Genomic DNA, 14,323 nt, shown 5'->3' with positions numbered 1-14,323 from the left:
TCGCGATGAAAAAAATAGTTCAAGCAAGTAGCTCATTCTTATGGAAAGCACCAAAAAACAATGCAGTTTTGGACATAATCAACCGCTACCCAATCAATCTGCTGCATACATTTTTAACGGCTGCTGATACAATGCGTCTGTATCAAGAAGATCTTGTCGACTCGGAGGTATTGTATGGGACGGTCGTAGACGTCTTGTCGGAAGCTGATGGTTGGGCAGAAGTGATCGTTTTGGATCAAGCAAGCAACAAACATTCCCTAGGTTACCCAGGTTATTTACCTAGCGATACCTTAACGGAGCTATCGGCATCAGCAGATAGGTCACAGCAACAGGTAGGGATCACTGCCAAAGAGGGTTTGCTGCTTTTTGAAACGTTTCATGGACAGCAGCTATTGTCCTTTGGCACCACGTTGCCTTTGGTCAGGGAAACGACTGAAGATTATCAAGTGGTTACGCCGCATGGTCTAGGCAGAATCAGTAAGACCTTTGCAACACGCATTGAAGAAACCGTAGATGCACCGCAACGAATGATTGCCTTAGCAGCGCAGTTTATCAATCAACCCTATGTCTGGGCAGGCATCAGTGGCAGTGGCTTCGATTGTTCCGGTTTGATGTACAGCCTGCATCGTTTACAGGGAATCAATATTCCTAGAGATACGATTGAACAGGCGCAACAAGGCCGTATTGTGTCCTACCAAGAAGCGTTGCCAGGAGATTTGCTTTTGTTTGCCTATCAGTCAGGTCAAGGAGAAGTCCATCATGTAGGCATGTATTTGGGAGAGGACCAAATGATCCATTCAAGGACACCTGGCTCTCGGGTAATGAAAACAACGATCAGCGGTTCGGCTTATGAGGCGGAATTGGCAGTAGTTGCCCGTTATTGGTGATAGGACATGTAGTTAGTGTTGCCGGTAGACGCAGAAAAAATCGTGGAGAGTGGGGTGTTTTGATGGATAAGAACCACCATTTTGGGGCAGAAATGGATCGCCTGCTGTCGCATTATCAGGCTTCTTTGCAGATGGGGCTTTGGGTTGGTACGGAAACAGATTGTCTGTATGCATATCACAGTCAGCAACGCTTTCCCGCGGCCAGCATCATCAAATTGGCGGTGTATCGTTATTATTTGCAACAGGTGCAGCAGCATCAGTTCTGCCTCGATCAAGCAGTGGAGATCGCGCCGCAGCAGTTTGTCGCTGGGGCAGGGATATTGACGCATTTACCGGAAAGAAGGAATTGGCAGCTCAAGGAATTATTGCTGCTGATGTTGGTAGTATCAGACAATACAGCAACCAATGTCTTGATCGATTTTGTCGGATTATCCGTGATTCAAGCGTCATTGACAAGTTCTGACATATGTCTTGCGCGCTATATGATGAAACCTGAACAAAACAAAGAAAATCAAGTGACTGCAGCAGCTAGTGCCAGACTGCTGAGGGAGTGTTTGGCGATGGAATCCATCCTGCAGATCACCCCATCCTTTTTGGCTAAACAACAATTTCAAGAAGGGGTGCCAGGGCTCTTAGCTGAAGCGGATCTTCCTGGGTTGCAAATCTATAATAAAACCGGCCGTTTGCATCTGATCGAGCATGATGTGGCTTGTTTTGAATCACATCAGCAAAGGATCTATCTGGCGGGGCTTTCCTACGATAAAAAAGGGACTGGTCAGGGGATCATGTGGTTAAGAGAAGTGGGTCAAATCGTTTATGATTATCTGTTAAGCGATTCCCCCTCAGTTCAAGTCGATGCAAAAAGATAGACACGGACATGCTGTTTTGCGCCCAGAGGGGGAAACAGCAGTCTGTGTCTTTTTTAGGTATTGATTACGATAAAATCACCCATGTCATAGCGATGGCGGGATTGTGAAAATTCAAAGGGGATGCCATTGCCGAGGTAGACGGTTTGCTCCACTTCTAAAATGGGATCGGTCGCAGCGCAAGCCAAATACTGCTGATCGTAAGTATCTGCATGATCCGCTTTGATCCGGCGAATGGAGGTACCGATTGTTTGATGCAGATGATTGGTAATATAGCCATAAACTGAAGAAGATAACACAGATGTGGTAATGCCGGGAATGATGTGCAGCGGCATGATCGTATATTCCAATACAACAGGAATATCATCAAACAGTCTTAGCCGAACAATATCATAGATTTGCTGATCGGCAGTGATTTTTAATTTTTCTTGTTCTTTTTCATCAGGATAGATCACGTCGAAAGAAATAATTTTACTCGTGATTTTACCCGTTTCACCTAAACGTTTGGTCAAACCTCGATTGATTTTTGCATTGTAGTCGAAAGTAGAATAGCTATCACTGATAAAGGTACCAATGCCTTTTTTGGCGTAAATGATGCCTTCCATCTGCAACATGGTCAAAGCTTTCTGGATCGTCACACGACTTGTTTGATAGTGGCTAGCAAGTTCACTTTGTTTAGGCAGTTTATGTTCTTTTTGATAGAATCCATGATTGATTTTGCTGCGGATATCGGCAGCAATGTCTTGATAGTTTGCCAATGTGTTCACCTCATCCTCATGATAGAGGATAACTGACCATATGTAAACGTTGAGATTTACATACCCCTGCCGGACACGCTGTATGCGGTTTACATTACAGGATAAATGGATTACATTTGTGATGTAATCGTTTACTGAATGAATCAAATGGCATTATTTAGGAGGGGTAATATGCAAGGGAGTTTGGATAAATTAGCGAATGTATTAGGAAAGTTTGCAACAAAAATCAATAGTTTAAGATACATCATGGTGATCAAAAATGCGTTTGCTGCACTGATTCCAGTGATTATCACTGGTGCGTTCGGCACATTATTTTCAGCGATGGTCTTCGATGCTGAAAATGGGTTGGCGCAAATCGAAGCATTGCGTTTTTTGGAAAATTTGAAACCGATTTCTTCCGCTGTCAGTTATGTGACATTGAGTTTCTTGACGATCTATGCGGTGTTCCTGATTGGGATCGAGTTGGCAAAACTCAATCAAATTTCTGGTGTGTTTCCAGGGATCATTGCGGTGATGTCGTATCTGTCTGTGAATCCAATGGTTTACGAGTTTTTACATGAAGACGCGACTGTGATTGCAGAAAATGTGCTTGCCAAACAGTACACAGATACGAAAGGGCTATTTTTGGGGATGTTTGTCGCCATTCTGTCGATTGAATTATATGCCTGGCTAGGAAGGCAAAAAAGTTTGCAGATCAAAATGCCCGACAGCGTACCGGTAAACGTATCGGCAAGTTTTTCGGCATTGTTCCCAACGATCTTCACTGTGACGATCATTGCAACCGCTGGTTTTGCAATCAAATCAGTCACTGGTATGTATGCTTATGACATCATTTATAATGTTGTCCAACGACCTTTAGAAGGTGTTGTTCAAGGCTTGCCGGGTATCTTGTTATTGATGTTTATTGCGCAGGTGTTCTGGGTGATTGGTATCCATGGCAATCAAATGGTCAAACCCATCAGAGAACCATTATTGCTGGCAGCGATTGCTGTCAATACGGAAGCCTTTGAAGCTGGAAAAGAAGTGCCCAACATCATAACCATGCCTTTTTGGGACATGTATATGAGTATGGGCGGATCTGGTGTCACGATTGGGTTATTGATTGCTATATTGATCGTTGGCAAACGTGAGGATATGCGTCAAATCACGAAACTGTCATTGGCACCGGGGATTTTTAACATCAATGAACCAGTGATTTTCGGTATGCCGATCATGCTGAATCCAATTTTGGCCATTCCATTTATACTTACCCCATTGGTTACTGGGACGATTGGCTACATCGCAACATCCTTAGGCTTTGCAGCCAAAGCTGTGGTGATGGTGCCATGGCCAATGCCACCGATCGTCAATGCTTACTTGGCGACGGCTGGGGATGTTGGGGCAGTGATTACACAAATCATTTGTATTGTCGTCGCGATTCTGATTTACTTACCATTTGTCATTGTATCGAATCGCACAACAAACGAAGTTGCATAGAAGGAGTTTAAAAAGTTTATGAAGATACCAAAAGAGTTTATTTTAGGGGCAGCATCATCTGCCTGGCAAACGGAAGGCTGGCAGGGGAAAAAAGCAGGACAAGATTCCTTTTTGGACCGCTGGTATAAAGAAGAGCGTTTTGTTTGGCACAATGGGTATGGCCCTGCGGTCGCTACTAATTTTATGGAACAATTTCCTGAAGACATCGCAATGATGAAAGATATCCATTTGACGCATTACCGCACGTCAATCAATTGGGCGCGCTTTTTTACAGATTATGAAAATCTGGTGGTTGATGAGGCATATGCGGCACACATCGATCAAGTGATCGATCAATTGATTGCAGCTGGCGTTGAACCGATGTTGTGTTTGGAACATTATGAAGTTCCTGCTTATTTAATGGACAAGTATGACGGTTGGAGTTCGCGGAAAGTAGTGGATTTGTATACTGGATATGCGAAAATCGCCTTTGAACGATATGGAGATCGTGTCAAACACTGGTTCACATTCAATGAGCCAATCGTGGTTCAGACGCGTTGTTACCTAGATGCGATTCGCTGGCCCCATGAACAAAACACGAAAAAATGGATGTTGTGGAATTACCATAAAGCCTTAGCAACTGCGCAAGCGGTAGCTGTGTATCACCAAAATGATTATCCAGGACGTATCGGTTGTGTGCTGAACCCGGAAATGGTCTATGCGCGTTCTTCTTCAGCAGCAGATCAAAAAGCCAAAGATATGTATGACTTATTCTTTAACCGGGTCTTTTTCGATCCAATGGTCAAAGGAGAATACGCAGCAGAATTGATCGAACTTTGCCAAAAATATGGGATTTATTTCGATCCAACAGCAGCAGACTTGGAAACGATCAAAAACAATACAGTAGATTTTCTGGGGATCAATCAATATTATCCGAAACGGGTAAAAGCGCCACGTTATCAGTGGCATGAGGAAACACCTTTTCACCCGGAAATGTTCTATGAAACCTTTGATTTGCCAGGAAAACGCATGAACAATTCTCGCGGTTGGGAAATATATCCGCAAGTGATGCTGGATATGGCGAACTACCTGACTGAAAATTATGGGGACATCCCGTGGCTGATTACTGAAAATGGGATGGGGCGTGAGGCAGAAGAACGCTACATGGACGAAAATGGGCAAGTGCAAGATGATTACCGGATTGCCTTTATTGGCGAACATCTTTACTGGTTATTGAAAGCAGTGGAGGCAGGCGCAAACTGCGAAGGCTATATGTTGTGGGCCTTTACCGATTGCGTATCACCAATGAATGCCTTCAAGAACCGGTATGGGCTGGTACGGATCGAGTTGAACGATCAGCGAACCCGCTCGCTAAAAAAATCAGCAGGGTGGTATCGTTCATTGATCGATGAACGGATATTGGACTTTGATGAAGAACCGTTGATCAAATAGAAGAAGCAGAGCATCCAAAAAAAGGATGTTCTGCTTTTTTTCAATAAGATTGCTGATGAGGGGCTAGCTTCTCCCAGTCGAAGATAACGCCTGTACCAGGGGTTTCTGGTGCAACGGCCATGCCATCTGAGCGATCAATGACTAGTGGACGTGTGGTATATTGGTCAATGGGAAAGCTGTGCATTTCAAGATAACCAGCATTTGGCATAGCTGCCAATAAACTGACATGCAATTCTTGCATCCCGTGGGTTGATACGGATAGGTTGTTGACTTGTGCCAATGCGGCAACTTTTAACCAACCAGTGATACCACCACAATTTGATGCATCAGGTTGGGGGAAATCAACGGCGCCATACTTGATCATATGGGCAAATTCAATCGGTGTACGCAAATTTTCACCGCCAGCTACCGCAATTTGACCTTCGCGCGCGATGCGGCCATAGCCCTCATAATCTTCAGGGAGGGTCGGTTCTTCTAAAAAGAGAATATTGTAGGGCGCCATCAACTTCGCGGCCTTGATGGCTTTCTCAACAGACCAGCTCATATTGGCATCTACCATAAAGGTGATATCTGGGCCAATCAATTCTCGAACTGCTTTGATTCGTTCAATATCTTCTGCTAAGGTTTTTTGACCGAGTTTGATTTTGACAGCCCGCAATCCCATATCTAAGTATTTTTGGTTATTGGCTAAGAGTTTCTCTAGCGGGAAGTTCAGATCGATTGCACCGCCATAGCATTTGACTTTATTGCTGCTGCCGCCTAACAATTTGTACAACGGCTCTTGTGCGTTTTGCCCCCGCAGATCCCATAAGGCAATATCGCAAGCGGCAATGGCAAAGCTCGCCAATCCGCCCCGGGCCACATAGTGGATCCCCCAGTTCATTTGATCCCACAACGCTTCGACACATGCAGGATCCTTGCCTATTAAAATATGCTTGAGTTCTTTATCGATCAACTTGGCAATCGATTCACCGCCAAAACCACCTGTATACGTGTAGCCAACGCCTTCGCGGCCATCATCCGTCCGGATTTTGACGATGGGCACTTCAAAATGGGTATGTAACCCATGTTTGGCATCTTCCATGATCTCAGGTAGTGGAATCCGATAATACAAGGTTTCGATTTCTGTAATTGTAGACATAATTCTCCTCCTTATTTATTGTTAACGTGTGCATTTTAAATGTTAACGTTTGCATTTATATAATAGCATGATGGTTTCGGTTTTACAAGGTACATATTTTTGCAGCAGAATTGATGTAGATATCGCTTTAATTCTGTAAAAATCTGTAAAAACAAAAAGATAAGAATGTTGATAAATCAACGATTCTTATCTTCTTTAAAAGCCTGTAAAACATACTATGGAGATGGCGGGAGTCGAACCCGCGTCCAAACACATTGCTACCTAAAAATCTACGCTCATAGTCCACTCATTTAAAGGTTCGCGTTACAGCTTGCCGAGTGACAGGCAGTCTGTATTGCTAGTCTGATGATCTCTGTTTGACCTTCCAGACGGAAAGATCAACCGTATCCCACTTAGAATAGGACCCTTACTCGAGCACATGGGCGATGCCGAGAGGATCTACGCTAACTGTTTTTAGGCAGCTAAAGCGTAAGAGTTTTCGTTTTTAGCAGTTATATTTAACTGTAACGTTTTAACGTAGACGTAACCTACGAAGCGCAATTCAGGCTCAACTATGCCTGTCGAATCCGTAACATCCCCCTAAAATAGGGGTATCTCTACCAATCATTAGTATAGCATAAATTGGCAGCGATGCAAAGAATCAAATCAAGTTAAAGTGCTGCAAGGCATGAACGATCCCGCCTTCGGTGTTCTTCAAGGTCACGAAGTCCGCTAATTCTTTCAACTCTTGGATGCCATTGCCCATTGCGATTTTATGGTCGCAGGCTTCTAATAACGCAAAGTCGTTGCTGCCATCGCCAAATCCGTACGTAGGAACATTTTCTAAGCCTAATAATTCGACTAATCTTTTGACCCCAGTACCTTTAGACGTGCCTTTTTTAACGACATCAATAGAAAAAGGCGTATTGCGATAAAAAGTCAATTCTGGGAAACGTTGGTGATAATAATCATCATTGCCCACACCCAAAACCAAAAGCATGTTCACTCTGTCCTGCTCAAAATAGAGGGGATCGATCTCTGGTAAAGGACTGCGGACATAGTTATACGCGCCAATCATTTCCTCTGTGTAGCCTGTAGCCCGATAGCCCCGTTCGTTGTAATAACACAATTCATCGCCGTTTTCTTTGGCCGCTTCATACATCTTGCGACAAAGATCGTCAGACAAAGTATCAGAAAAAACCTCTTTCCCATCAATACGGATGAAGGCGCCGTTCATCACAATATTAGAAGTAATCCCAGAAGCTTCTCTGATGGCATGTACTTCAGGCTCAGTTCGGCCGGTTGCAATGATCGGTAATACATCATTTTTCCGCAGTGCGGCCATCGCCTCTGCAATTTCACTAGTGATTTGCGAATGTTCATTTAAAAGGGTGCCATCTAAGTCAAAAAAAGTCAGTGCTTTATAAGTCATATTTACTGCTCCTAATCTTCAATTTCATAGTCTACTCACAATCTTACCAAAGATTGAAAAAAAGGCAAACCTTTGTGAATAAATCGTGAAGTTGTTGGTAGATACAGGATTTTCGAGTATACTAAAGGAAGAATGGGGTGAAAGAATGATTTTTTTAGTCATTGGTATCATTTTTTTATTGATAGGGTTGATTTTTTTCATCTTTCCATCAAAAAAAATCAATTTTATTTATGGATACCGTTCGTTTCTTGCAAAACAAAATGATATATATTGGCGTTACGCCCAAAAAATCAGTAGTCGCTATTTTCTCTTATTTGGCGCATTGATGACCTTGATTGGGGGCGTCTTGCGATGGCAAGATTGGACCAATTTTTTTATTTTAGAAATGATTGCAATGCCATGGTTTATCGTGCCGATGTTTGGCTTGATCGAAGAAAATCTACAACGTTTTGATAAAGAGTACAGAGGTGAAGACAATGAATATATTAATGATTGAAGACAATGAATCCGTTTCGGAAATGATGCAAATGTTCTTCTTGAACGAAGGTTGGGAAGCGACATTCAAATATGATGGAAAAGAAGGACTAGATGCCTTTACGGCAGAACCGGATAAATGGGATATGATCACCCTTGATTTAAACTTGCCATCGATGGATGGTATGATGGTTGCAAGGGAAGTTCGGAAAGTGTCCAGTACCGTACCGATCATTATGTTAACCGCTCGGGATTCTGAAAGCGATCAAGTCATTGGACTTGAAATGGGCGCAGATGACTATGTGACGAAGCCATTTAGTCCATTGACATTGATTGCACGGATCAAAGCACTGCACCGGCGCAGTGAAATGGTTGAGAAAACCACATCTGAACCGTCAGACAATCGCTTTGATATCGTCACAGATCATTTCAAGATGAATACGAAAACCCGGGAAGCTTACTTGAATGAAGTGGCGATCGAAGGGTTGACGCCCAAAGAGTTTGACTTATTGTTTACGTTGGCCAAAAAACCTAGACAAGTCTTTTCTCGTGAGCAATTATTGGAATTGGTTTGGGATTATCAATACTTTGGCGATGAGCGTACAGTTGACGCCCATATCAAAAAATTACGGCAAAAAATTGAAAAAGTAGGCCCGCAAATCATCCAAACGGTTTGGGGCGTCGGGTACAAATTTGATGATGCAGGTGTTGCCTAATGCGTTATTTGTACCAGCAGCTGATTGCCTTCTTTGTTGTGATCTTAGTGATTCTGATGACGATTGGTGTCGCTTTTACACAGATGACCAGACAAACATTGCAGGAACGAAACTACGAACAGTTGATGGGGTATGCGTCATCAGTTGCTAAAATTTCGCAAATTAGTGATTCTGATTATTTGCAGCAAAATATGACCCGAGATGGCTACTTGCAATATTCACTGCAATTGGCAGAGAATATTTTAAGCAATCAGGATATTTCTTTTGCTTTTTTCAAGAGTCCAGATGAAGTCTTATATCCATTGGATGCAGCGAATAATGTTGATTTTACGATTTCTGACAGTGACTGGTCATCCTTACAAAGCGGTGCCCGCTTGCAAATGACGGCAAGTACCGATCTGTCTGGAGAAAAAGAGCTTACTTCCTATGTGTTGATTCCTTTTTCTGTCAATCGAACAGAATTTTATGGTGTGATGGTCGTCTCACAGTCTGCAAGCAGTATTTTGAATTTGGTAAGTGCATTTAATCAGAATTTGTTCAAAGTGTTCGTGATTTCAATCATCGTGTCTTTATTGATCAGTTATCTCTTCGCCACTTTCCAAGTCCGGCGCATCAATCGTATGAAGCGTGCGACGAAGGAAATCACCAACGGAAACTTTGATATCGAATTGCCTGTACACAATCGGGATGAATTCGATGAATTGGCGGAAGACTTTAATACGATGTCCCATTCGTTAAAAGAGTCGCAAGAAGAAATCGAACGGCAAGAAGAGCGGCGTCGCCAGTTTATGGCCGATGCGTCCCATGAAATGCGGACCCCTTTGACAACGATCAACGGCCTGTTGGAAGGGTTAGAATACAACGCGATTCCCGAGAATCAAAAAGACAATGCGATTCGATTGATGAAAAATGAAACCAATCGCTTGATCCGTTTAGTCAATGAAAATTTGGATTACGAAAAAATCAGAACCAATCAAATCTCAATGGTGATCAAGAAATTCAATGCAACAGCAACGATAGAAAATCTGTTGACGCAATTAGAAAGCAAGGCAGAGCTGGCACGAGATGTCTTGATATTAGATACGAAAGAACCAATCGATGTTTATGCTGATTATGATCGCTTTGTACAAGTGCTAGTCAATATCTTACAGAATGCCATTCAATTTACAGAAGATGGCGAGGTTCATGTGGGGATCGAAAAAGGGTATCTAGAAACGATCATCGAGATCAGGGATACCGGCATCGGAATGTCAGAAGAACAAGTCAAAAACATCTGGGATCGCTACTATAAAGTCGATCCATCTCGCAAAAATAAACAATTTGGGGAATCTGGTTTAGGCTTATCGATCGTGGAACAACTGGTTCGTTTGCACAAAGGTAAAATCTCAGTTGAAAGTGAATTGGGTGTAGGCACCACATTTCGTATCTCATTTCCAGATGTTGATTTAGAAGAAGCCTGATAGAAAGATGTGTAACTTCGGTTACACGTCTTTTTTTGCGGTCATTCGACAAAAAAACGCCGCCCTTTTGATAAGGCGACGTCACATACTATTCATAAAGTTGTCATATACGGTGTATGGGCAAATCGCTGGTCTTCGTGAATCAAAAAGATTTGCAGACCAAAGTGTTTGGCGAGGCCTTGGCACATGGGCAGCAACAGTTGAATATCACTGGTGGATAAATTACTGAGGACGTGCTCCATGACGAAGATCTCTTTTTCTAGTAACAAAGCTTGCAGCAACTGTATTTGGCGTTCTTCGATTTTTGTCAAAGCAGCTTGCTCTTTCTTGATGATGGCTGGTTCTAAGCTCAAAAAAGGAAGGATGTCTTCTAGAGCAGTCTTTTTCTTAGCCGTTAAGGCCAAGTTGTCTTTTAGAGATAAAAACGGAACAGGTGACCAATGATCTTTGATCAATGCAGCCTGCTGCTGCATGACCAGATGATCTAGTTCTGTTAATAGCTGCTGATTCTCCTCTAATACAAAATATAACCCAAATGGATACATTAATTGAGTTGGTTTTTCCATTGTTTTTTCCTCCAATACAAACAATGACCGCTGACTATCAAACTAGTGATCGTTGTCACTGCAGCAGTTAAAATAAGGATGGCTTGTCGCGTACTATGAAGCATGATCGATAACCAAGCGGTGCTGTTCAATTCAACGTTTTGGACAAAGACCTGGTTATTTTGGGGAATCGTGATCCCGAATTCTTCGTTCTGGGAACTTTGGACACTCTGCCAAATATGGGCCGAGGTGTTTTCTCGATCTAAGACAAAGATGTGACCGCTAAGCAGCTCTTGTTGGAAATAAGGTTGGAAGAGCATCAGCAGTGTAAATGCAGCAATTGCTGCAAGCATCAAGGGAACCCACATTTCAATCAACTGCATCCCAGCCCACTGACGGGTAGAGGATCCAGTGGTCAGCCATGCTGAATATTCATTGCGTTTATGTAACTGATAATAAAATTGAAAACCGCAAATCACCAGTAAATACGCCCCAAAAATCAAATAAAACAGGTGCTGATAAAGGGTGGTGATCGGTTGTATCTCATTGGTTAATTTTGATTGCAGATCATCTGTGCCCAAGAGTTCATTCGTCTGGGCCAGTACTTGATCTAAAGAGTAGATCAAGGCAAAGGTGACGATCAAACCGAGCATCGCAAAAAAAGAAACGAGCGTATACAGAATCATTGCTTTTTTATGATAAAACAAACTAGCTATTGCAAACTTCACGGTTCTCATTTCATTCACCTCATCTTATCTATAGTATAAAATGGGAGTTTGAATAAAGTATGAAGTTCTTATAGTAAAAAAAAGAAAACATTTGAGGTACGACGATCATTGACAAAAAAAACACCCACCAGTAATGAACTGGTGGATGAACATAGGCTAATCTTGCGAATCGCTGGTATCTTCTTGAATCTGTTCTTCGTATTCTTTATAGGTCTTTGTTTGATAAAGATCTACAGTAGATTGATTGCCATTTTGAGAGAACAAGCTTGTCGAGTCATCGCCTAGATTCGATTCGATATCAAGCATTTGCTGTAGGCCATCTTTGTAGTTGTAACTATCTGGATCGACTTCTTCTAAACCACTCTTCGCATAAAAACGCAGTAAATCGCCATTGTTGATTTGATCAGAAACCGATAACTGTTTGTCCACTTTGGCTTTCCAATCATCTACCTGCTGCTGCAATGCATCGGAAGGATTGGTAATCGCCATGCCAGTACTGTTGCTATACAACGTCCCACCATAATACGTATACTCAGGTGTGACAAAGTCGCCATCTCTAAAGGCCACCAATTGTTCATTCTCATCTGAGAATAAATCTTGACCTAGTTGGATATAGTTTGATGTATCAACACCCAACAAGTGAAGTAATGTTGGCAATGCATCGACTTGACCGCCATACGTATGATTGATCCCGCCATTGGTTTGACCAGGGATATGAATCATATAAGGTACACGTTGTAAGGAAGCATTGTCATAATTTGTCCAGCTGCTGCTTGATTTGCCAAGCAATTCAGCCAAGTTTTTGTTTCTTGAGTTTGAGATACCATAGTGATCACCATAAAGCACGATCACTGAATTGTCATACAAACCACTTTCTTTCAAGTAGTTGAAGAACTCTTCGACTGCTGTATCTAAATAATTCGCAGTAGCAAAGTAGCCGTTGATCGTTTCGTCAGATGTAGTTGCTAATGGGAAGCCACCATCATCATTGGTAAATTCTGAGTAAGGATAGTGATTGGATACAGCTAAGAATTTGGCATAAAATGGTTGCTGCAAGTGTTCCAAATATTGAGCAGATTGTTCAAAGAACGGTTTGTCATGCAAGCCGTATTGGAATGAATTTTCATCAGTGACATCATAATAAGAAGCGTCAAAGAAATAATCGTAGCCAAATCGTTTGTAGGTTTCATTCCGATTCCAGAAAGTACCGGTATTCCCATGGAAAACAGCACTTGTATAGCCTTCAGTTTGACCAAGAATATCTGGTGCTGCTTCAAAGGTGTTTTTGCCCCCGAGTTGTGTAAACAAAGCCCCTTGATTCAATCCAAACAATGAGTTTTCAAATAAAGTTTCAGCATCACTGGTTTTGCCCGCTTTGACTTGATGGAAGAAATTATCAAAACTAAAGGTACTGTCACTATGATAAAGACTATTGATGAATGGCATGACTTCATGTTCCACACCATTTTCATCTTTCAATTTGTAATCGATCAGAAATTGCTGTGTACTCTCTAAATGGATATAGATGACATTTTTGCCTTTGGCGATACCAAACAAGTCATCATTGGGTTCAGCATAATGTTCTTTGACATAGCTTTCGACCTCGTCCATATCATTGGGACTTGCTTCAGCACGAACTTGTGAAGCTTGATAGGTCTGAACGCCATCATAGACAGTAAAGGCATTGATCCCTAGGTATTTGACCAAGTAATCACGAGAGAATGTCCGTGTCAATAATTCTGGACGATCTGCTTCTGCCATAAATAGATTGGCAGAAAAGACCATCACTGCAAGTGTCGACATGGCAAATGCCATTCTGGCACGCACTGGACGTGTATCCATTTTGATTTTTTTCATGACGAAAGCAGCAATCAGAATGATAAAGTCGATAAAGTACAAGACATCATAAGGTCTAAACAACCGAATCGCACTTTCACCTAATCCACTGGCCACTTTCCCAGCACCCAACATTGTATTGATCGTGATGAAATCGGTAAATTCACGATAATAAGACACATTGGAGAAGAGCAGCAAGGTCATTAAGAAATAGATCACCAGCATTGTGATATAGGCGGCCTTCGTTCTTCTAACATATAAAGCGATGGATAATAGCAGCAAGGTAGTTGCTATCGGATTGATAAACAGAATGAAATACTGTACCGCACTTTCAATCCCAAGGTGGAAATCCACCATATAAGCAAAAATATTTTTTAACCAAAACAATAGGGCCAACAAAAAGAAAAAGCCCATTCGTGTATTCACTATCGTGGATACTTTATTTTTTTTCAAAGGAATCGTCCTCTCTTTTCCTGTATAAACGAAATTTGATCGATTTTACATCACAATATATTCTACTAGTCAAGGTCATAGGTGTCAAATGTATTCCTTGAAGCAGCAGGGAATTAAGTATTTCTTTACTTTCAAGAATAC

The 14,323-nt window shown here is 42.1% G+C and carries 13 protein-coding genes and 1 other RNA gene; 7 read left to right on the top strand and 7 right to left on the bottom strand.

Translation table 11 applies throughout. The annotated features are described in order from the left end of the window. Positions 1–5: 5 nt before the first annotated feature. Positions 6–887, top strand: coding sequence for a C40 family peptidase (locus ACYVRS_RS00220; RefSeq protein ID WP_461202113.1), 882 nt, complete (start codon positions 6–8; stop codon positions 885–887). Positions 888–949: 62 nt separating this feature from the next. After that, entirely contained in the window at positions 950–1,756 is an 807-nt protein-coding gene (locus ACYVRS_RS00215) for a serine hydrolase (RefSeq protein ID WP_461202111.1), read from the top strand. A 53-nt stretch (positions 1,757–1,809) separates the two neighbouring features. Here the strand turns inward: ACYVRS_RS00215 and ACYVRS_RS00210 are convergent, their stop codons facing one another. Next, on the bottom strand, positions 1,810–2,511 hold the full coding sequence (locus ACYVRS_RS00210; RefSeq protein ID WP_313538028.1) for a GntR family transcriptional regulator: 702 nt from the start codon (positions 2,509–2,511) through the stop codon (positions 1,810–1,812). Positions 2,512–2,682: 171 nt separating this feature from the next. On the opposite strand from ACYVRS_RS00210, the gene ACYVRS_RS00205 reads away from it, so the two are divergent. Both ACYVRS_RS00205 and ACYVRS_RS00200 read left to right on the top strand, forming a co-directional pair. Then, a complete protein-coding gene (locus ACYVRS_RS00205; protein ID WP_054115368.1) occupies positions 2,683–3,987 on the top strand; it encodes a PTS sugar transporter subunit IIC in 1,305 nt (434 codons plus the stop codon). Positions 3,988–4,005: 18 nt separating this feature from the next. Continuing rightward, on the top strand, positions 4,006–5,418 hold the full coding sequence (locus ACYVRS_RS00200; protein ID WP_313537998.1) for a glycoside hydrolase family 1 protein: 1,413 nt from the start codon (positions 4,006–4,008) through the stop codon (positions 5,416–5,418). 40 nt (positions 5,419–5,458) lie between these two features. Here ACYVRS_RS00200 and ACYVRS_RS00195 read toward each other — a convergent pair whose 3' ends face one another. From ACYVRS_RS00195 to ACYVRS_RS00185, 3 genes are all read right to left on the bottom strand, one after another. Beyond that, entirely contained in the window at positions 5,459–6,559 is a 1,101-nt protein-coding gene (locus ACYVRS_RS00195; protein WP_461202109.1) for a mandelate racemase/muconate lactonizing enzyme family protein, read from the bottom strand. Positions 6,560–6,774: 215 nt separating this feature from the next. Beyond that, positions 6,775–7,138, bottom strand: a transfer-messenger RNA (tmRNA) gene (gene ssrA / locus ACYVRS_RS00190). A gap of 61 nt (positions 7,139–7,199) precedes the next feature. Beyond that, positions 7,200–7,970 (bottom strand): Cof-type HAD-IIB family hydrolase, encoded by a 771-nt coding sequence (locus ACYVRS_RS00185; protein ID WP_461202107.1) that lies wholly within the window; start codon positions 7,968–7,970, stop codon positions 7,200–7,202. A gap of 145 nt (positions 7,971–8,115) precedes the next feature. Here ACYVRS_RS00185 and ACYVRS_RS00180 point away from each other — a divergent pair, with 145 nt between their 5' ends. Genes ACYVRS_RS00180 through ACYVRS_RS00170 form a run of 3 tightly spaced genes read left to right on the top strand, consistent with a single transcriptional unit; the run spans position 8,116 to position 10,620 of the window. After that, on the top strand, positions 8,116–8,466 hold the full coding sequence (locus ACYVRS_RS00180; RefSeq protein WP_313510437.1) for an SdpI family protein: 351 nt from the start codon (positions 8,116–8,118) through the stop codon (positions 8,464–8,466). Next, positions 8,447–9,160 carry a response regulator transcription factor gene (locus ACYVRS_RS00175; RefSeq protein WP_054115362.1) on the top strand — a complete coding sequence of 238 codons (714 nt, stop codon included), beginning with the start codon at positions 8,447–8,449 and terminating at the stop codon, positions 9,158–9,160. The genes ACYVRS_RS00180 and ACYVRS_RS00175 overlap by 20 nt, the downstream gene beginning before the upstream one ends. Next, a complete protein-coding gene (locus ACYVRS_RS00170) occupies positions 9,160–10,620 on the top strand; it encodes an ATP-binding protein (RefSeq protein WP_461202105.1) in 1,461 nt (486 codons plus the stop codon). The genes ACYVRS_RS00175 and ACYVRS_RS00170 overlap by 1 nt, the downstream gene beginning before the upstream one ends. A 92-nt stretch (positions 10,621–10,712) precedes the next feature. Here ACYVRS_RS00170 and ACYVRS_RS00165 read toward each other — a convergent pair whose 3' ends face one another. The 3 genes from ACYVRS_RS00165 to ACYVRS_RS00155 form a co-directional block, all read right to left on the bottom strand. Then, complete coding sequence (locus ACYVRS_RS00165; RefSeq protein WP_054115360.1) at positions 10,713–11,186, bottom strand: hypothetical protein; 474 nt, start codon at positions 11,184–11,186, stop codon at positions 10,713–10,715. Further along, positions 11,165–11,902, bottom strand: coding sequence for a hypothetical protein (locus ACYVRS_RS00160; RefSeq protein ID WP_313538004.1), 738 nt, complete (start codon positions 11,900–11,902; stop codon positions 11,165–11,167). The genes ACYVRS_RS00165 and ACYVRS_RS00160 overlap by 22 nt, the downstream gene beginning before the upstream one ends. A gap of 147 nt (positions 11,903–12,049) precedes the next feature. Then, positions 12,050–14,143, bottom strand: a complete 2,094-nt coding sequence (locus ACYVRS_RS00155) for an LTA synthase family protein (RefSeq protein ID WP_313510497.1) — start codon at positions 14,141–14,143, stop codon at positions 12,050–12,052. Positions 14,144–14,323 lie beyond the last annotated feature (180 nt).

The sequence above is a fragment of the Enterococcus salsurae genome, assembly GCF_054784955.1.
Note: the sequence above shows the minus strand (reverse complement) of the source record. Positions and strands in the feature narration are given on the sequence as shown.